The sequence below is a fragment of the Amycolatopsis sp. NPDC003731 genome, from assembly GCF_053586895.1.
This window is the reverse complement of the sequence record NZ_JBSFNC010000168.1, coordinates 1-18,244: the sequence shown is the minus strand read 5'-3', so window position 1 is coordinate 18,244 and position 18,244 is coordinate 1. Positions and strand designations below refer to the sequence as shown.

Genomic DNA, 18,244 nt, shown 5'->3' with positions numbered 1-18,244 from the left:
CGTCGTCGAACCCCGCAAGGCCTGGCCGATCACCGCCGTCCGCGGCGTGTTCGCTGTGCGGCCGCTCCGGTGGGGGCGGCCCGCGGCATCGGGGTGTGCCGGGCGGGCATCACGTGTGATTGGGAGGTCGGCTCGCGTGATTGGAGGGTCGACTCGCGTGATTGGGAGGTCGACTCGCGTGATTGGAGGGTCGACACGCGTACCTGGGTGGACGACACGCGTACGTGGATGGACGACACGCGTGCCTGGGGGGACGACACGCGGGATTGGGGTGGGAGTCAGGGGATTGCTTCGGCTAGGGCTTCTACTAGGTTTTGGGTTGCTCCCTTGAAGGCGTGGGCCGGGGTTGCGGCGTAGCCGACGATGAGGCCGCCGGGGCGGCCGGGGGTCATCCAGTGGCTGGAGAGGCCCTCGATGCCGATCGAACGGCGGCGGCAGGCCGCCAGGGCCGTGGCCTCCGAGGGGCCGTCCGGGGGCAGCATGAGGAGCAGGTGCAGGCCCGCCGCGATGCCGTGCGGGCGCACGGAGTCCGGCAGCGCGGCCAGCAGGCGGGTGCGGCGCGAGCGGTACTCCGCGCGGCTGCGGCGGACGTGCCGGTCGTAGGCACCCGAGTCGATCAGCTCGGCCAGCGCCAGCTGGTTCAGCAACGCCGGTCGCGAGCCGCTGTCGGCCATCGCCGCGCGGACCGGCTCCACCAGCGAACGCGGCAGGACCAGCCACGCCAGCCGCAGCGCCGGGGCGAGCGTCTTGCTGGCCGTTCCCGCGTACACCACCCGCTCCGGCGCCAGCGCCTGCAACGCCCCGACCTGCTGGCGGTCGAAGCGGAACTCGCCGTCGTAGTCGTCCTCCAGCACGAACGCGCCCGACTCGCTCGCCCAGCGGGCCAGCGCCGCCCGGCGCGGTGGGGCCAGGGTGACGCCCGTGGGGTACTGGTGCGCCGGGGTCACGACCACCGCCGGACTGTCCAATGCGGACACGTCGAGACCGTGGCCGTCGACGTCCACGCCGACGATCCGCGGGCCCTGCGCCGCCGCGATCGACCGGTACAGCCCCAGCGAAGGATCCTCGAACGCCATTTCGCCCGTCCCCAACGAGAACAAGGCCCGGGACACCACCGCGATGGCGTGCGAAAACCCGTGGCACACCACGATCCGCGCCGGGTCGGCGACCACCCCGCGGGCCCGGGCCAGGTAGCCGGCCAGGGTGTCCCGCAGCTCCGGCGCGCCCAGCTCCGACTCGTAGCCGAACGCCGAGGCCGGTGTCCGCAGCAGGGCCCGCCGGGTCGCGATGAGCCACGCCTGGCGCGGGAACGCCGTCAGGTCCGGACGGCCCGGCCGCAGGTCCCAGCGCGGGGCCGGGTCGCGCGGGGCCTGGCGCGGCGCGGACTGGGGCAGCGAGCCCGCCGTCGCCACCCGGGTCGGCGCGCCCTGGGCCGTGCGCAGGTAGCCCTCGGCCGCGAGGTCGGCGTACACGCGGGTGACCGTGCCGCGGGCGACGCCGAGGTCGTGGGCCAGCGCGCGGGTCGAGGGCACCGCCGCGCCCGCCTGCCACCGGCCGTCCCGGATGGCCGCGCGGATCGCCGCCGCGAGCCCGGTGCGGCCGGACGCGGGCTGCCAGCCGAGGTGGACGTCGAGCCCGGAACTGGACCACGATTCCGTCATGTGACTGGACCATACCCGTGGACCAGTTCGCACTAGCGTGGACGGCATGAGCAAGCGAATCGCGCTCGGGGGCGCCCCCGAGCTCTACCAGGCGATGGCGAACCTGCAGGCCGAGGTGAACAAGGCCGGTGCCAACGCGGGGCTCGACCCTAAGCTGCTGGAACTGGTGAAGACCCGCGCGTCGCAGATCAACGGCTGCGCGTACTGCCTCGACATGCACTCCCGCGATGCGCTCGAGCTGGGCGAGTCGCCACGGCGGCTGTTCGTGCTCGACGGCTGGCGCGAGACCGACCTGTTCACCGAGCAGGAGCAGGCCGCCCTCGCCCTCACCGAAGCGATGACCAAGCTTTCGGCGACGCAGTCCGTGCCGGACGACGTCTACGAGCAGGCCGCGAAGGTGTTCACCGAGGAGCAGTACCAGGCCGTGGCGTGGGAGATCATCGCCATCAACAGCTGGAACCGGATGACCATCACCAGCCACACGCCGCTGCCGAAGCGGGACTCGTGACCGCCGCCGCGCTCAAGGCGCTGCACGTCCCCGGCAAGCCCCTGGTGCTGCCGAACGTCTGGGACGCCGACACCGCGAAGCTCGTCGAGGCCGCCGGGTTCCCCGCCATCGCGACCAGCTCGGTCGCCGTGGCGGCCGTGCTCGGGTTCGCCGACGGCGAGCAGGCTCCCGCGGCCGAGATGTTCGCCGCCGCCGCGCGGATCGCCGGCGCGGTCGGCGTCCCGGTCACCGTCGACGCCGAGTCGGGCTACGGCCTGTCCGGCGCCGAACTGGCCGGCCGGCTGCGCGACGCCGGGGCCGTCGGCTGCAACTTCGAGGACACCGACCACGCGACCGGCGACGTCCGGCCCGTCGGGGAACAGGCGGCCCGGATCGCCGCCCTGCGCGAGGCGGCGGGCGACGGCCTGGTGATCAACGCCCGGGTCGACTCCTTCCGTGGCGTGGATCCGAAGGAAGCGCTCGAAGCGGGCGTCGCCAGGGCGAAGTCCTACCTGGAGGCGGGCGCCGACTGCGTGTACCCGATCCACCTGCGCACGCCGGAGCTGATCGCGGAGTTCGTGCGGGAAACCGGCGGGGCAGTCAACGTGACAGCGTGGCCGGGCAGCCCGGGCCTGGACAGCCTCGCCGGACTGGGGGTGGCGAGGATTTCGCTGGGCGGCGGGCTCTGGCAGTACCTGCGCAAGCAGTTCGAGGCGGCCGTGAACGGCGTCGCGGAGGGCAAGCTGCCGTACTGAAATTGGCCGAAGGCCGTCGCGAGGGGATCGGGAACACCCTCGCGACGGCCTTCGGGGTCGGTGAAACCTAGTGGACGACCGCCTTCTCGGCGCCCGCGCCGGTGAGGGAGCGGACCTCCATCTCGGCGTACTTCTTCTCGTCGTGCTCCTTGGACAGGACCGTGCCCAGCCAGCCCAGGATGAACGCGGCCGGGATCGACACGATGCCCGGGTTGCTCAGCGGGAACCAGGCGAAGTCCGCGGTCTTGATCATCGACGTCGGCTTGCCCGACACCGCGGGCGAGAAGATGATCAGCACGATCGTGATGGCCAGGCCGCCGTAGATCGACCACAGCGCGCCCTGGGTGTTGAACCGCTTCCAGAACAGCGAGTAGAGGATCGTCGGCAGGTTCGCCGACGCCGCGACCGCGAAGGCCAGCGCCACCAGGAAGGCCACGTTCTGCCCGTTGGCCAGGATGCCGCCGCCGATGGCGAGGGCGCCGATCACCAGTGCGGTGATCCGGGCGACCTTGACCTCGGAGTCCGGCGACGTCTTGCCGCGCTTGACGACGTTCGCGTAGACGTCATGGGCGAAGGACGCCGACGCCGTGATCGTCAGGCCGGCGACCACCGCGAGGATCGTCGCGAAGGCGACCGCGGAGATCAGGCCCAGCAGCACCGGGCCGCCCAGCTCCAGAGCCAGCAGCGGCGCGGCGGAGTTGACCCCGCCCGGCGCCTTCTTGATCGCGTCCGGCCCGACCAGCGCGCCGGCACCGTAGCCGAGCACCAGCGTGAACAGGTAGAACACGCCGATCAGCACGATCGCCCAGACCACCGAACGACGAGCGTCGCGGGCCGTCGGCACCGTGTAGAAGCGCATCAGGACGTGCGGCAGGCCCGCCGTGCCCAGCACCAGCGCGATGCCGAGGGAGAGGAAGTCCAGCTTCGACGTGCCGGTGGCGCCGTACTGCTTGCCCGGCCCGAGCAGCGTCTGCCCGGCCTTGCCCGCCTTGTCGACGGCGGCCTGCAGCAGCTGCGAGAAGTTGAAGCCGTACTTGCCGAGCACCCACAGGGTGATCACGAGCGCGCCGACGATGAGCAGCGCGGCCTTGATGATCTGCACCCAGGTGGTGCCCTTCATGCCGCCGATCAGCACGTAGGCGATCATGATGATGCCGACCACGGCGATCACCAGCGCCTGCGCGCCGCCGCCTTCGACGCCGAGCAGCAGGGCCACGAGGCCACCGGCGCCCGCCATCTGCGCCAGCAGGTAGAAGAACGACACCGCCAGCGTCGACGTCGCGGCCGCGGCCCGCACCGGGCGCTGCTTCATCCGGAACGCGAGGACGTCGCCCATCGTGAACTTGCCGGTGTTGCGCAGCAGTTCCGCGACCAGCAGCAGCGCGACGAGCCACGCCACCAGGAAGCCGATCGAGTAGAGGAAGCCGTCGTAGCCGTTGATCGCGATCGCGCCGGCGATGCCGAGGAACGACGCGGCCGACAGGTAGTCACCCGAGATCGCGATGCCGTTCTGCGGGCCGGTGAACGCGCGGCCGGCGGCGTAGTAGTCCGACGCCGTCTTGGTGTTGCGGCTGGCCCGGAACACGATCACCAGGGTGATGATCACGAAGAGGGCGAAGATGCCGATGTTGAGGAGCGGGTTGCTGCCCTCGACGCTCGCGGCAAGTGTCGCGGTCATGCCTGCTCCTTCTCGATGTCCTCACGGATCTTCTCGGCGACCGGGTCCAGCTTCCGGTTCGCGTACCGGACGTAGAGGCCGGTGATCACGAACGTCGAGACGAACTGCAGCAGGCCGAAGATCAGGCCGACGTTGATGTTGCCGGCCACCTTGGTGCTCATGAAGCCGTGCGCGTAGTCCGCGAGGAGCACGTACAGCAGGTACCAGAGGAGGAACACCGCCGTCATCGGGAAGACGAACCGGCGCAGGCGGCTGCGCAGCTCCCGGAACTCGGTGCTCTCGTGTGCCCGCTCCCAGATCGTTTCGGATGTCTCCGGGGGCCCGCCGGTGTCCGTCGTGCTCATCGCTGCTCCCTGCGACGCTGCGGAAAGTGACGTGCGACACCGTAGGGATGCGTGAGTCTCGCGTGAAGATTCAGCGGTTCAACAGCCGGGTCAGACGACGAACGGTTGACGAGCGGTCACGAGGTCCCGTCGAACGGGGTTCGTCGAGGTGGAGGCGCAGCATGGCTGCCGTCGACCAGGCAGGGGGTCTGCCCCGCAGTGAGACCAGCGCCATTACGCCGAACGCCAACGGTACCGACCATGGTGCCGGTTGCTGCACCAGGATCGCCACCCAGCCGTGCAGCGGCGGCCCGGCGAGGGCGAACAGGATCGAGCCGGACGAGGCCACCAGCCCGGTCAGCACCCCCGCGATACCGCCGGTCGCGGTCAGCCGCGGCCACCAGATGCCGAGGACCAGCAGCGGGCAGAACGTCGACGCGGCCACCGTGAAGCCCCAGGTGACCAGGACGCCGGCGTCGAGCTCGGCCGAGCGCAGCGCCAGCAGCACCATGATCCCGGCGACGCCGAACACCGCGATCCGCAGCCGTCGCAGGCCGCCGGGGACGAGGTCGTGCGCGAGCGCGCCGGACATCACCAGCAGCAGGCCGAGTGACGTCGCCAGGAACGCGGCGAACGCGCCCGCGGTCAGCAGGGCCGTGAACAGCCCGCCCGCCCAGCCACTGTCCACTTGGGACGGCAGGGCGACGACCACCGTGTCGGTCGCGCCCGAGAGGTACAGCCCGGGGACGAGGACCCGGCCGAGCACGCCGTAGACGCCGGGGAAGAGGTAGAAGACGCCCAGCAGCGCGACCGTGATCGCGGCGGTGCGGCGCGCGGCCCGGCCGTCCGGGCTGGTGTGGAAGCGCATCAGGACGTGCGGCAGGCCCATCGTGCCCAGCATGGTCGCGATGAGCACGGCCCAGGTGCCGAGCAGCGGGTAGCCCTGGTCGCCCAGGTCGAGCAGCGGGCGTCGCCAGTCGGGGCCGCCCAGTGCCGCGCCGCCGCGGACCGCGGGGACGGCCGCGCCGGTGCCGAACACGACTTCGTCCTGGCTGTGCGCGGTGAATTCGCCCGGCGGCAGGACTTCCACGACGCCGTTGCGCCGCACCGGGGTCGGCTCGCGGATCTCCATGGTGACGTCGACCTCGAACCGCACCGGCGTCTCGCGGGCGAAGTGGGTGAACTCGACGGGGTTGAGCGCGTCGGTCCGGTTGACCGCGCCGGCCTGCAGCGTCAGCCAGATCGCCGGGATGAGGAACAGCAGGAGTTTCAGCACGAACTGGAACGCCTGCACGTACGTCGCCGCGCGCATCCCGCCCAGCGCGAGGGTGACGCTGACCGCGGCGCCCGCCAGCACCACGCCGACCCAGTACTGCGTGCCGCCGACCGCGGCGAGCACCAGCCCGGCGGTGCGGAACTGCGGGACGACGTAGATCGTGCCGATCACCAAGATGACCACCGCGGCCAGGCGGCGCAGCGCGGGGGAGTTGAGCCGGGCTTCGGCGAAGTCGGGGACGGTGAGCGCGCCCGACCGCCGCATCGGCGCGGCGACGAGCACGAGCATCGCGATGTAGCCGGCGGTGAAGCCGACCGGGTACCACAGCGCCCCGATGCCGTCCTTGACGACGAGCCCGGCGACGCCGAGGAAAGAGGCGGCCGAGAGGTACTCGCCGGAGACGGCGGCCGAGTTCACCAGCGGCGAGATCCGGCGGGACGCGACGAGGAAGTCCGACGTCGTGCGCATGGCGGCGACCCCGCGGACGCCGATCAGCAGCGTCACGAGCACGACCGGCGCGACGGCGAGCGCGACGCCCACTACTCGTCCTCGAGACGTTCGGCGCGGCGCAGCTGCCAGCGGGCCAGCAGCGCCATCGCCGGGTAGGGGAGGACCGCGAGCATCAGCCAGGACACCGGAATCCCCAGCAGCCGCACGGTGTCCAGGCCCGGGAAGAGCGCGAAGACGCCGGGGAGGCCGAGCAGCAGCAGGAACATCAGGACCAGCGCGGGGATGCCGCGACGGCGCTGGGCGGCGTACAGCGCGGTGGCGCGCTGGGTGTCGCCCGCGGGCAGGCGGGGCTGGCGCCAGCGTCCACGCGATCGGCGGCGCGCGTGGGCGAGGCGCGTCTGCGGGCTGGTGACGGCGACCCGCCGGATCCTGCTCATCGCGGATCGGACCCGAGCTGGCCGCGCTGGGCCGCTTCGAGCAGCCTGTCCCGCAGGTCCCGCGCGTGCCGGCGGCTCACCGGGACGTCGCCGGCCTCGGTGTGGGCCAGCAAGCCGCCCGCGGTGTCGCTGCGCAGCTCCAGCACCGCGCCCACGGCCAGCAGGAAACCCCGGTGGACCCGGCTGAACCCGGTGCCCTCCCAGTACTCCTCGAGCCGCGAGATCGGCATCCGCACCAGGTGGACCCCGCCGCGGGTGTGCAGGCGGACGTAGTCGCCGTGGGCCTCCACGAACAGGACGTCGTCACGGCGGACGTACCGCGTCCGCCCGCCCGACTCGACCGGCAGCGCCGCCATCGCGTCCGGCGTCGGCCGCGACGCCGGGGTCGCCATCCGCAGCACCTTCGCCAAGGCCGCGGACAGCCGTTCGGTGCGGACCGGCTTGAGCAGGTAGTCGACGGCGCCGATGCCGTACGCCGTCACCGCGTGCCCGTCGTGCGCGGTGACGAACACGATCACCGGCGGCTCGCTCAGCTTCGCCAGCAGCGACGCGAGTTCGAGCCCGTCGAGCCCCGGCATCGAGATGTCGAGGAACACCGCGTCGAAGCGATCCGCCTGAAGCAGCTTCAACGCCTTCAGCGCGTCACCCGCTCCGACGACTTCGCCGACTTCGGGCGCTTCGCGGAGCATGCGGCAGAGTTCGTCCAGCGCGGGCGGCAGGTCGTCGACCGCGAGCACGCGGAGCCCGGTCACGGCAGCACCCCCGGCTGGAACCGCGGCACCCGCACGATCACCCGGGTGCCCGCGCCGACCTCGGTTTCCACGGTGAGGCCGTACCAGGCGCCGTAGACGTCCCGCAGTCGCCTGTCCACATTGGCCAGGCCGAGCCCGGCCGGGTCGTCCTCGCCGACGCGGCCGGCCAGGAGGTCCGCGGCCCGTTTCGGGTCCATGCCGACCCCGTCGTCCTCGACGAAGATCACGCAGTCGTTCCCTTCCGCCTGGCCGTGCACCTGGACCTGCCCGGTGCCCGACCGCGGCTCGATGCCGTGCCGGATCGCGTTCTCCACCAACGGCTCGAGCACCAGGTAGGGCACCGCGACGGCGAGGATCTCCGGCGCGACGCGGACCTGGACGCGCAGCCGTTCGCCGAGCACCGCCTTCTGCAGCGCCAGGTACGTCTCGATCGCGCGGAACTCCTCGGCGACGACGGTGTACTCGCCGTGGCGGGCCAGGCTGTAGCGGGTGTAGTCGGCGAAGTCGAGCATGAGGTCGCGGGCGCGGTCGGGGTCCGAACGCACCAGCGACGCGATGACCGTCAGGGCGTTGTAGACGAAGTGCGGCGACATCTCCGCCCGCAGGGCCCGCAGTTCGGCCTGGGCCGCCTGTTCCGCCGACGCCTCGAGCCGCCCCCGCTCGAGGGCCTGCACGACGAGGTCGGCGGCCTGGGCCGCGACCGCGTCCCGGACGTCCCCGACCACCAGCAGCGCCCCGGCCAGCTCGTCGCGGACGTGCAGCGGCAGCGCCAGGACGTCCGGCGCCGAGCCGGGTTCTTCGCTGTGGAGCACGCCGTCGAGCACCGTCGCGACGACGGCGTCCGGGCCCGGCCGCCCCGACCACAGCAGGGACCCGGACAGGTCGGTCAGGCCGAGTCCCGGGAAGCCGAAGAGCCGGCGCAGGCGGTGGGCGGCGCGCCGGGCGGGCATGCCGGACAGGCCGTCGCGCAGGTCGTCGGTGATGCGGCGGGCGGCGGCGAGCACCGGCAGCGGGTCGGCGCGGGACGCCGGGCGCAGGTGCACGGTCGGGCCTCCCCTCGGCGGCGGTGTCCAGGGCAGTAGATCCTACGGCTACCCGGGCCCGTCGCGGTCGGCCAGCACCTGGGCGTGGCGGCGGAAGCGGCGCCAGGTCCGGTAGTGGTCGAGCGCCGTCACGGTGCCCAGGAGGCTCGCGTTCGCCGGGTAGGGCCGGTCCGGCAGCGAAATCCACCCGGTCGTGCGAGTCTCCTTGACGGCCACCGGCACCGGCCGGAACGTCGTCGGGTCGAGGCCGTCGCTGTGCCGGACGACCTCGTCGAAGAACCACGCCGAGGTGATCAGCGCCAGCACGCCGCGGGAGCCCTTGAGCGCCTCCTTCAGCGGCTGCGCCTCCAGCAGCCGGAACGTCTGGTTGATCGCCGGTGCGGTGACGCCGTGGTCGTCGTAGGCGATCTCGCCCGCGTGCAGGGCCATCCGCAGCCGGATCCGGGCCCCCGGGTCGTGCGTGCGGTTGTGCCGGTGCAGCGCGACGGCGAGCGCGGCCGGCAGGAACTCCACGAAGAGCCCCTTGGGGATTTCCGGTGGCACGAGGACGAAGACGCCGTCGCCGCAGTCCTCGCGCCGGCAGGCCGCCCACGGGACGCCGGCGTCGTCGAACGCCCGGCAGAGCGCGCGGTACAGCCCGCGGCGCAACGCCAGCCGGTGTGGGGTGGTCCTGCGCTGGTCGCCGTAGCCCTCGACGTCCACGGCGAAGATCGTCCGGTGCAAAGCCGGATGTTCGTACTTCATCGCACCCTCCCTGCGATCATGCATCAGGTAGTGCAAATGCATGTGCAGATGAGTGTGACGCGGGACACCCGTCCGGGCAAACGGGTGCTGCGGTGAGCGGTTCCCCCACCGCGGTGACCGGCAGGCGGTGTTCACCGGCGGTGAACACGCTGGTCAGGAGCCTGCGGGCGGTGCGCACACCACCCGCAGGACCCTGACGGACGCCTCAGCAGCTCTGCTTGTAGAAGTACTGCGAGTTGGCGTCCATGTCCGCCTTGGTGATCGAGTGCAGCTCCGCGGTGAGGGTGCGCGTCACCGGCTTGCCCTCGATCGCCGCGACGGCCTGCTGGACGCCCTGGGTGCCGATCGAGGCCGGGTCCTGGGCGATCAGGGCCTGGTACTGGCCGTTCTTGAGGCCTTCGACCTCCGACGGGCTCGCGTCGAAGCCGATCAGGTTGACCGCGCCGACCTTGCCCGCGTTGCGCAGGCCGGTGGCCGCGCCTTCGCCGGTGTTGAGGTTGGTCGCGAAGACGCCGATCAGGTCCGGGGTCGACGACAGGGCCGCCGTCACCTTGGCCGCGGCCTGCTCCGGCTCGTTCTGGGTGAACTGGATGCCGATCGACTTGAGGTTCGGCGAGTTCTTCAGCTCGTCCTCGAAACCCTTGGCGCGCGCGGCGGTCGTGGACGTGCCCGCGATCGTGTCGAGCACCAGCACCGAGCCGCTCTTGCCGCCGGCCAGCTTGGCCATCGTCTGGGCCGCGAGCTTGCCGCCCGCGGCGTTGTCGGACGAGATCGACGAGACGGCCACGCCGGTGTCCTTCAGCGCGGTGTCGACCTCGACGATCTTCGTGCCGCGCGCCTTGACCTGCTGGATCGGCGCCAGCATCGCGGTGTCGTCGGTGGGGGCGATGAGCAGCGCCGCCGGCGGGTTCGCGCCGAGGGCGTTGACCAGCTGGGTCTGCAGGGGAGCGTCGAACTTCTGCGGGGCCTGGGTGGTCAGCTCGTAGCCGAGCTTCTTCGCTTCGGCTTCGGCGCCGCACTGCAGCGAGATGTAGAACGGCTCGGCCTGCACGCCCGGGATCAGCGCGAGCTTCTTGCCGCCGACCGGCTGGGCCGCGTCGCCGGACCCGCTCTGCCCGACCGTGCCGGAGCCGCACGCGGACAGCAGGGCGGCGGCGGAGACCACGGCACCCATGGCGGTGAGAGTCTTGGTCAGTTTCATAAGCACCTCGTTGTACTTGGGGGACTGTACTTGTGGGGGACTCAGCGGGAGTTGCGGCGACGGCGGCGGCGCTGGTCGAACCAGACCGCGGCGACCAGGACCCAGCTGACGATGAACATCTGCCAGAAGTCCTGGACGTGGATGATGTTGAAGCCCTTGCGCAGCACGGCGGGGATGAACACCCCGATCACCGTGCCCAGGATCGTGCCGACCCCGCCGAACAGGCTCGTCCCGCCCATCACGACCGCGGCGATGGCGTTGAGGTTGTCGGTGGTGTGCCCGGAGATGGTGGTCGAGTTGTAGTAGGCCAGCGAGAGGAACCCGGCGATCCCGGCCAGGAACCCGGTCAGCGTGTACACCTTCAGCAGGTGCCGGGTGACGCCGATGCCCGCGCGGCGCGCGCCTTCGGCGTTGGAGCCGACGGCGAAGGTGTAGCGCCCGAACTTCGTCGTCCGCAGCAGCCACGCGCCGATCACGGTGATCACGATCGCCACGATCACCAGGTTGGGCACGATGCCGAACGACGTGCCGTAGCCCAGGGTCTTGGTGAGCTCCGCCGGGACGGTGCGCAGGTCGGAGCCGCCGTTGAGCAGGTACGCGGTGGCCAGCGCGGCGCCCATCGTGCCGAGCGTGACGATCAGGGCCGGGATCTTCGCCACCGCGACGAGGACGCCGTTGATGACGCCCCAGATCGTGCCGGTGACCACGGCGACGACCAGGCCGACGACGATCACGCCCCAGCCCGCCTTCGACGCGTCGCCGCCGGACATCGCCTCCATCACCTTGCCCGCGACCATGCCCGCGAGGATCAGCACCGAGCCGACCGAGAGGTCGATGCCCGAGGTGATGATCACGAACGTCATGCCCACCGACAGGATGAGCAGGACCGAGGACTCGATGAACAGCGTCTGGAAGGTGAACAGCGTCGGGAAGCTGTCCGGCGCGATGGCGCTGAACAGCACGACCAGGGCCAGCAGGACGAGGCCGATCCAGAACGTGTTGGCCTCGACCAGGCGCTTGCCCAGCGGCCGCTTCCCGAAGCCCGCGTCGGGTGCCTCCTGGATGTCCTCCTTCACGGGCGCGCTCACGCCGCCTCCTCCTGCACGAGGGCGCCGGTCATCGCGGCGACGAGGTCTTCGAGCTTCGTGTCCGCCCCGGTGAACCGGGCCACGCGCTTGCCGAGCCGCAGCACCTCGACGCGGTCGGCGACCGACAGCACCTCGGGCATGTTGTGGCTGATCAGCACGACGGCGATGCCCTTGTCCCGCACCTTCTTGATGACGTCGAGCACGCGCTCGCGCTGCACGACACCGAGAGCGGCGGTCGGTTCGTCCATGAACACGACCTTCGACGCCCACACGACCGAACGCGCGACGGCGACGCTCTGCCGCTGCCCGCCGGAGAGCGAGCCGATCGGGACGTCGGTGCTCTGCAGCGTCACGCCGAGGCGCTGGAACTCCTCGATCGCCTGCCGCCGCATCTCGTTCTTGTCGAGCATGCCGAGCTTGCCGAGGAGGCCCTTGCGGTGGATCTCGCGGCCGAGGAACAGGTTGGCCGCCGGGTCGAGCTCCGGAGCGACGGCGAGGTCCTGGTAGACGGTCTCGATGCCCAGCCGCCGCGCGGTCGTGGGGGAGTCGAAGTGGACTTCCGCGCCGTCCAGCAGGATCTTCCCCGACGTCGGCTGCTCGGCGCCGGAGAGGCACTTGACCAGGGTGGACTTGCCGGCGCCGTTGTCGCCGATCAAGGCCGTCACCTCGCCCGCGCGGGCCTGGAACGACGCGCCGCGCAGGGCTTCGACCGACCCGTAGTGCTTGGTCAGGTCGACCGCGTCCAGCAGGATTTCGCTCATCCGTGCCTCTCTTCCGGCGCCGGCGGGCGGCAGCGGATCACCGTCGCCGTGCCGGACAGCTCGGTCTGGCCGGCGTCGAACGGGACGACGTAGGTGTCGCCCTTCGCCAGCGCGTGCTCGCCGCCGTGCTCGGTGCGCAGCGTGCCTTCGCCGTCGAGAACGACCAGGACCGCGAAGGACGGATCGAGTGACAACGTTGTCGCCTCGTCGGTGCGCAGCTGTTCGGCTCGGAAGAACCGCTCCGAGCCACCGGCCAGAAGGTCCACAGTGGACGAGCGGTCGCCCGCCGTGCGCTTGATGATCGTGTCCAGGCGTTCGGCGTCCCAGCCCGAGGTGTCGAGCGCCTCGATGGCGGTGTCGAAGCCGAGGCCGAGGTGGCCCTTCTCGGGCGACGCGAGGAAGTCGCGCCACTCGATGGTGAGCGAGAAGTCGGTCGGCTGCTGCAGTTCGACGACGAACACGCCCTCGCCGATCGCGTGCGGCAGCCCGGCCGGGATGTAGACGGTGTCGCCGGCGGACACCGGGATGCTGTTGAGCGCGCCCAGCATCGACGGCACGTCCTGCTCGCGCGTCCACTCGGACACGGTCGCCTTCGACAGCGTCTCCTTGAAGCCCGGGTAGACGCGCGGGTCGTCGCCGTAGGTGCCGACCACGATCCACGCCTCGGTCTTGCCGAAGTGGGAGTCGAAGTGCCGTTTCGCGAACGTGTCGTCGGGGTGGAAGTGCACCGGCAGCCGCTGGCCCGCGTCGAGGAGCTTGACCAGCAGCCCGGTCGACGTCCCGAGCGCCTCGACGTGCTTCGCGCCGAGCCAGCCGTTCGCGTTGGCTTCGACGGCGTCCCGCAGCCAGGCGCCGTCGGGCAGCCTGGTCAGGCCGTTGGTGTCCTGGCCGAACATGGTGGTCGCCGAGGCGACCCAGTCCTCCGGGCCGAACTTCTTGTCCGAAGACGCTCCGCGCAGCGCCGCGATGGCGTCGCCGCCGCGGTAGAACTGCGGCGGCTGGTTGGCGGCGAGCCGGATCGGTTCGAGGGTCACGGGGCGACCTCACCGGAACCACGGGCGACGAGATGCACGGGCAGGACTACCTTTCTGGGCGGGGACTGATCTCCTTGGACGCGGGCGAAGAGCAGCTCGGCCGCGGCGTGGCCCAGTGCGCTGACGTCGTGGGCGACCACGCTGACCGGCGGGTTCAGCAGGTCCGCCAGCTCGAAGTCGTCGAACCCGATCATCGCCGGGCGGTGCTCGGCGTGCGCGAGGGCGCGCAGGAGGTGCACGGCGACCCGGTTGTTGCCCGCGATCACCGCGGTGGCCGCGTCCGGGCCGTCGAGCAGCCGCTTGACGGCGTCGCCGACCGAGTCCGGCGTCGGCGTCCCCATCGAGACCAGCGACTCGTCGTAGGAGATCCCGTTGCGCACGCAGCCCTCGCGGAACCCGCGCAGGCGCTCGGCCGCGGTGAAGATGTCCGGGCTGTCGCCGAGGAAGGCGATCCGCCGGTGCCCGTGCCGCGCCAGGTGCGTGACGGCTTCGATGGTGCCGCCGAGGTTGTCCACCAGCACGGTGTCGGCCACGATGTCGCCGGCCGGCCGGTCGATGAACACCACCGGCGTGCCCGCGCGCATCTCCGGCACCAGGTAGCCGTGCTGCAGGCCGGCCGGGACGACGAGGATGCCGTCCACCCGCCGCGCGCAGAACTCCAGGACGAGCTCGCGCTCGCGGTCGGAGTTCTCCTCGGACGAGCCGGTGAGCACCTGGCGCCCGAACGACGTCGCGATGCGCTCGACCGCGCGGTTCAGCTCGGAGTAGAAGGGGTTGCCGACGTCCTCGACGATCAGCCCGATGGTGCCGGTCGTCGACCCGCGGCGCAGGTTCCGCGCGCCCAGGTTGCGCCGGAACCCCAGCTGCTCGATGGCCGCCATGACCCGCTCGGCGGTGTCGGGGTGCACCGCCGGTTCGTCGTTGACCACGCGCGAGACGGTCTTGATGCTCACGCCCGCCAGCCGGGCCACGTCGCTCATCGTGGCCCGCCTGCTCGCGGTGCGCGTGCTGCCGTCCCGGTCCCGGCCCAGAGGAGACAACGTTGTCATAGTGACCGGGATTGAACTCCCCGACCGGCGCCTTGTCAACGCTTCGTGCGTGGATTGTGCCGATTCGGCACCGCGATCGGCTGAACGCGGGTGTCCGGAAGTGGACAGGTCTTGACGTGTCCCTTGACTGCTTGGTGAGCCGCTGCCCAAGGTGGCCCGGCGCGACAAGGTTGTCATGTCACCGGTTTCGGTCGCGCTGGACGAGGTGGAGAGGCGATGGCCATGGCGCGAGCGCGCTTCAGAGCCGGTTTAACTTTCCTGACGTTGGCGGTGACCGCAGCGGTGGCTCCCGCTGTGCCCGCCGCGGCGGCGACCAGTACCGATTACGCGAAGTGGGTCAACCCCTTCGTGGGCACCCGGCCCGGCGGGGCCGACCACGGCACCGGGGGCGGGGCCGGCAACACGTTCCCGGGCGCGGTGGCGCCGTTCGGGATGGTCCAGTGGAGCCCGGACACGGTGAAGTCCCAGCCGGGCGGCTACTTCTACGACGACAACGCGCTGACCGGGTTCAGCCTGACGCACCTGTCCGGCGCGGGTTGTTCGACCTACCAGGACATCCCGTTCATCCCGTATGTCGGTGAAGTGACGACTTCGCCGGCGACGGACCCGGGGCACTACACGTCGAAGTTCTCGCACGCCAGCGAACACGCGACGGCGGGCGCCTACGACGTCACCCTCGACAGCGGCGCGAAGGTCGAGCTCAGCGCGACCCAGCGCACCGGCTCGGCGCGGCTGACCTACCCGGCCGGCGCGTCCTCGACGCTGCTGGTCAACACGTCCGGGTCGGTCAACGGCACCGACGACGCGTCCATCACCATCGGCAAGGACACCATCAGCGGCTGGGCCACCAGCGGCCGCTTCTGCGGTGCGCGCAACAGCTACCGCGTCTACTTCTCGGCCAAGTTCGACACGCCGTTCGCGTCGATCGGGACGTGGAAGAACGGCGCCGTGACGCCGAACAAGGCCGCCGAGACCGGCGGCGCCAAGGCGAAGGTCGCGCAGCCCAACGGCGTTGACGCCTCGATCGCGCGCACCGCCACCGCCAAGCAGCAGAACACCACCGTCAGCGGCCCGGGCAGCGGCGGGTACGTCACCTTCGCGAACCTCAACGGTGCCCAGGTGAACGTCCAGGTCGGACTGTCCTTTGTGTCCGTCGACGGCGCGAAGGCCAACCTCAAGGCGGAGAACACCGGCAAGTCGTTCGACACCGTGGCGTCGAACGCGCGCAAGGCGTGGAACGCCCAGCTCGGCAAGATCGACGTCACCGGCGGCTCGGACGCCGACCTGACGACGTTCTACACCTCGCTGTACCACTCGCTGATCCAGCCGAACGTGTTTTCCGACGCCGACGGCCAGTACGTCGGCTTCGACGGGCGGGTCCACAAGGCCGACAAGGGCCACGCGATGTACACGAACTTCTCCGGCTGGGACATCTACCGCTCGGAAGCCCCGCTGCTGGCGACGATCGCGCCGAAGGAGACGTCGGACATCGTCCGGTCGATGATGGCCTACGCCGAGCAGGGCGGCTCGTGGGACCGCTGGACGGTCGCGAACGACTACACCGGCGTCATGAACGGCGACCCGTACCACATCATCGTCTCCAGCGCGTACGCGTTCGGGGCACGGGACTTCGACGCCCAGAAGGCGTTGCTGCTCATGATCAAGGGCGCCACCCAGCCGACCCAGGGCTACACCGAGCGGCCGGGCCTCGACGACTACCAGAAGCTCGGGTACGTGCCGGGCGCCGGCGCGGACACCCTCGAATACACCAGCGCCGACTTCTCCATCGCCCAGTTCGCCAAGCGGCTCGGCGACAGCGCGACGTACACGACGTTCATGAAGCGCGCGCAGAACTGGCAGAACCTCTACAACCCGGGGACCGGCCACCTGCAGCCGCGCAACGCGGACGGCTCGTTCTCCGGCACCTACGACCCCGCCAGCTCGCAGGGCTGGGTCGAGGGCAACGGCGCGCAGTACGAGTGGATGGTGCCCTACGACCTCGGCGGCGTCGTGACGGCGTTCGGCGGCAACACCGCGACGCAGTCCCGGCTGGACACCTTCTTCACCCAGCTGAACGCGGGCACCCAGGAGCCGTACGCCTTCATGGGCAACGAGCCGAACTCCAACGCGCCGTACGTCTACTCGTACGCGGGCGCGCCGGCCAAGACCCAGGCGATCGTGCACCGCTCGATGGACGAGCTGTACAACCCGCGTCCGGAGGGCCTGATCGGCAACGACGACCTCGGCCAGATGTCGGCCTGGTACGTCTGGTCCGCGCTCGGCATCTACCCGGAGATCCCGGGCCGCGCCGAGACGCTCCTGGTCACCCCGCGCTTCGAGAAGGCCGTGCTCACCACCGGCGCGGGCAAGAAGATCACCATCAACGCGCCCGGCACCGGTGACTACGTGGGCAGCCTGAAGGTCAACGGCTCGGCCGCGGCGAAGGCGTGGCTGCCGGAGGCGCTGATCTCCGGCGGCGGCACGCTCGACTACACGCGCTCGGCCACGGCGACCGCGTGGGGCAGCGCGGCGGCCGACGCCCCGCCGTCGTTCCGCGAGCAGGAGAAGCCCAGCCTGTCCTTCGTGGACCCGGCCCGCGCGGTGACGCCCGCGGGGTCGACGTCGAAGGCGTCCGTGGGTGTCCAGGACCTGTCCGGCACCGCCCGGACCTGGACGTACTCCGCGGGCAGCGTCGACGGGATCACCCTGACCCCGGCGACCGGCAGCATCGCGGTCCCCGCCGCGGGCAAGGCCCAGGCCGAGCTCACGGTCAGCGTCCCGGCCGGGCTGGCCGACGGCGCGCGCCGCATCCCGGTGACGTTCTCCGCGCCGGGCGTGGCTTCGTCGCAGGCGGTCCTGACCGTCCTGGTGGCCCAGCCGAACAGCTGGCTGGCCACGGTGAACAACGCCGGCATCTCCCCGGACGCGAACTCCGGCGCGGCCAACTTCGACGGCGGCGGCTGGAGCTACTCGGCCGACGCCCTCGCCGCGGCGGGGGCCACCCCGGGCAGCACGGTCACCAGTGACGGCATCGAGTTCACCTGGCCGTCGTTCCCGGCCGGGGACCCGGACAACGTGGTCGCCGGTGGTCAGACGGTGAACGTGAGCGGCTCGGGCCGGCTGGCGCTGCTCGGCTCGGCGTCGAACGGCAACGCGTCGGGCACGCTGACGGTGACCTACACCGACGGCACGACGTCCACCGCGACCATCGGGTTCTCCGACTGGACCCTCGGCGGCGGGGGCGCGCAACCGGCGTTCGGCAACCGGATCGTGCTGTCGACGCCGTACCGCAACGCTTCGGGCGGCGACCCGCAGCAGATCCGCACGATGGTGTTCGGCACCAATCCGATCACCCTCGCCGCGGGCAAGACGGTGGCGAGCGTGACGCTGCCGGCCAACGTCAGCGGCGGTGCCCTGCACGTGTTCGCGATCGGCATCGGCGCATGAAACGCGCCATCCTGGCGGGCTTTCTGACGCTCACCGCGGCCGCGACGGGGTTCACCCC

The 18,244-nt window shown here is 71.3% G+C and carries 16 protein-coding genes; 3 read left to right on the top strand and 13 right to left on the bottom strand.

Translation table 11 applies throughout. The annotated features are described in order from the left end of the window. Positions 1 to 278 precede the first annotated feature (278 nt). Positions 279 to 1,661 carry a MocR-like pyridoxine biosynthesis transcription factor PdxR gene (gene pdxR, locus ACWDN5_RS40520; RefSeq protein WP_449680004.1) on the bottom strand — a complete coding sequence of 461 codons (1,383 nt, stop codon included), beginning with the start codon at positions 1,659 to 1,661 and terminating at the stop codon, positions 279 to 281. A 46-nt stretch (positions 1,662 to 1,707) separates the two neighbouring features. Between pdxR and ACWDN5_RS40515 the strand changes: the two genes are divergently transcribed. Together ACWDN5_RS40515 and ACWDN5_RS40510 are read left to right on the top strand one after the other, a co-directional pair. Beyond that, positions 1,708 to 2,169 (top strand): carboxymuconolactone decarboxylase family protein, encoded by a 462-nt coding sequence (locus tag ACWDN5_RS40515; protein WP_449680003.1) that lies wholly within the window; start codon positions 1,708 to 1,710, stop codon positions 2,167 to 2,169. Then, the gene (locus tag ACWDN5_RS40510; protein WP_449680002.1) at positions 2,166 to 2,903 is read left to right on the top strand and encodes an isocitrate lyase/PEP mutase family protein; all 738 of its coding nucleotides are present in this window, start codon (positions 2,166 to 2,168) and stop codon (positions 2,901 to 2,903) included. Before ACWDN5_RS40515 ends, ACWDN5_RS40510 begins: the two co-directional genes overlap by 4 nt. A 67-nt stretch (positions 2,904 to 2,970) precedes the next feature. Here the strand turns inward: ACWDN5_RS40510 and ACWDN5_RS40505 are convergent, their stop codons facing one another. The 12 genes from ACWDN5_RS40505 to ACWDN5_RS40450 form a co-directional block, all read right to left on the bottom strand. Next, entirely contained in the window at positions 2,971 to 4,581 is a 1,611-nt protein-coding gene (locus ACWDN5_RS40505) for a solute symporter family protein (RefSeq protein ID WP_449680001.1), read from the bottom strand. Continuing rightward, positions 4,578 to 4,925, bottom strand: a complete 348-nt coding sequence (locus ACWDN5_RS40500; RefSeq protein ID WP_449680000.1) for a DUF485 domain-containing protein — start codon at positions 4,923 to 4,925, stop codon at positions 4,578 to 4,580. Before ACWDN5_RS40500 ends, ACWDN5_RS40505 begins: the two co-directional genes overlap by 4 nt. A gap of 70 nt (positions 4,926 to 4,995) precedes the next feature. Further along, a complete protein-coding gene (locus ACWDN5_RS40495; RefSeq protein WP_310977540.1) occupies positions 4,996 to 6,720 on the bottom strand; it encodes a sodium/solute symporter in 1,725 nt (574 codons plus the stop codon). After that, the gene (locus tag ACWDN5_RS40490) at positions 6,720 to 7,067 is read right to left on the bottom strand and encodes a hypothetical protein (protein ID WP_310977539.1); all 348 of its coding nucleotides are present in this window, start codon (positions 7,065 to 7,067) and stop codon (positions 6,720 to 6,722) included. Before ACWDN5_RS40490 ends, ACWDN5_RS40495 begins: the two co-directional genes overlap by 1 nt. Continuing rightward, complete coding sequence (locus ACWDN5_RS40485; protein ID WP_310977538.1) at positions 7,064 to 7,819, bottom strand: LytR/AlgR family response regulator transcription factor; 756 nt, start codon at positions 7,817 to 7,819, stop codon at positions 7,064 to 7,066. Before ACWDN5_RS40485 ends, ACWDN5_RS40490 begins: the two co-directional genes overlap by 4 nt. After that, positions 7,816 to 8,862, bottom strand: a complete 1,047-nt coding sequence (locus ACWDN5_RS40480) for a sensor histidine kinase (protein ID WP_449679999.1) — start codon at positions 8,860 to 8,862, stop codon at positions 7,816 to 7,818. Before ACWDN5_RS40480 ends, ACWDN5_RS40485 begins: the two co-directional genes overlap by 4 nt. Before the next feature lie 48 nt (positions 8,863 to 8,910). Beyond that, positions 8,911 to 9,606: a hypothetical protein gene (locus tag ACWDN5_RS40475; protein WP_449679998.1), complete on the bottom strand. Its 696-nt coding sequence runs from the start codon at positions 9,604 to 9,606 to the stop codon at positions 8,911 to 8,913. Between the two features lie 205 nt (positions 9,607 to 9,811). Further along, positions 9,812 to 10,807 (bottom strand): ABC transporter substrate-binding protein, encoded by a 996-nt coding sequence (locus tag ACWDN5_RS40470; RefSeq protein WP_449679997.1) that lies wholly within the window; start codon positions 10,805 to 10,807, stop codon positions 9,812 to 9,814. Between the two features lie 41 nt (positions 10,808 to 10,848). Continuing rightward, positions 10,849 to 11,895: an ABC transporter permease gene (locus ACWDN5_RS40465; RefSeq protein WP_310977534.1), complete on the bottom strand. Its 1,047-nt coding sequence runs from the start codon at positions 11,893 to 11,895 to the stop codon at positions 10,849 to 10,851. After that, positions 11,892 to 12,656, bottom strand: coding sequence for an ATP-binding cassette domain-containing protein (locus tag ACWDN5_RS40460; RefSeq protein WP_310977533.1), 765 nt, complete (start codon positions 12,654 to 12,656; stop codon positions 11,892 to 11,894). Before ACWDN5_RS40460 ends, ACWDN5_RS40465 begins: the two co-directional genes overlap by 4 nt. Beyond that, on the bottom strand, positions 12,653 to 13,690 hold the full coding sequence (locus ACWDN5_RS40455) for a class I mannose-6-phosphate isomerase (RefSeq protein WP_449679996.1): 1,038 nt from the start codon (positions 13,688 to 13,690) through the stop codon (positions 12,653 to 12,655). The genes ACWDN5_RS40460 and ACWDN5_RS40455 overlap by 4 nt, the downstream gene beginning before the upstream one ends. After that, positions 13,687 to 14,670, bottom strand: a complete 984-nt coding sequence (locus ACWDN5_RS40450) for a LacI family DNA-binding transcriptional regulator (RefSeq protein ID WP_310977594.1) — start codon at positions 14,668 to 14,670, stop codon at positions 13,687 to 13,689. The genes ACWDN5_RS40455 and ACWDN5_RS40450 overlap by 4 nt, the downstream gene beginning before the upstream one ends. Before the next feature lie 285 nt (positions 14,671 to 14,955). Between ACWDN5_RS40450 and ACWDN5_RS40445 the strand changes: the two genes are divergently transcribed. Further along, on the top strand, positions 14,956 to 18,186 hold the full coding sequence (locus ACWDN5_RS40445; RefSeq protein WP_449679995.1) for a GH92 family glycosyl hydrolase: 3,231 nt from the start codon (positions 14,956 to 14,958) through the stop codon (positions 18,184 to 18,186). Positions 18,187 to 18,244: the final 58 nt, after the last annotated feature.

Coding starts and splice junctions, on each gene's coding strand:
- pdxR (WP_449680004.1), bottom strand. CDS start 1,661: ATGACGGAATCGTGGTCCAGTTCCGGGCTCGACGTCCACCTCGGCTGG.
- ACWDN5_RS40515 (WP_449680003.1), top strand. CDS start 1,708: ATGAGCAAGCGAATCGCGCTCGGGGGCGCCCCCGAGCTCTACCAGGCG.
- ACWDN5_RS40505 (WP_449680001.1), bottom strand. CDS start 4,581: ATGACCGCGACACTTGCCGCGAGCGTCGAGGGCAGCAACCCGCTCCTC.
- ACWDN5_RS40500 (WP_449680000.1), bottom strand. CDS start 4,925: ATGAGCACGACGGACACCGGCGGGCCCCCGGAGACATCCGAAACGATC.
- ACWDN5_RS40490 (WP_310977539.1), bottom strand. CDS start 7,067: ATGAGCAGGATCCGGCGGGTCGCCGTCACCAGCCCGCAGACGCGCCTC.
- ACWDN5_RS40475 (WP_449679998.1), bottom strand. CDS start 9,606: ATGAAGTACGAACATCCGGCTTTGCACCGGACGATCTTCGCCGTGGAC.
- ACWDN5_RS40470 (WP_449679997.1), bottom strand. CDS start 10,807: ATGAAACTGACCAAGACTCTCACCGCCATGGGTGCCGTGGTCTCCGCC.
- ACWDN5_RS40460 (WP_310977533.1), bottom strand. CDS start 12,656: ATGAGCGAAATCCTGCTGGACGCGGTCGACCTGACCAAGCACTACGGG.
- ACWDN5_RS40450 (WP_310977594.1), bottom strand. CDS start 14,670: ATGAGCGACGTGGCCCGGCTGGCGGGCGTGAGCATCAAGACCGTCTCG.
- ACWDN5_RS40445 (WP_449679995.1), top strand. CDS start 14,956: ATGGCCATGGCGCGAGCGCGCTTCAGAGCCGGTTTAACTTTCCTGACG.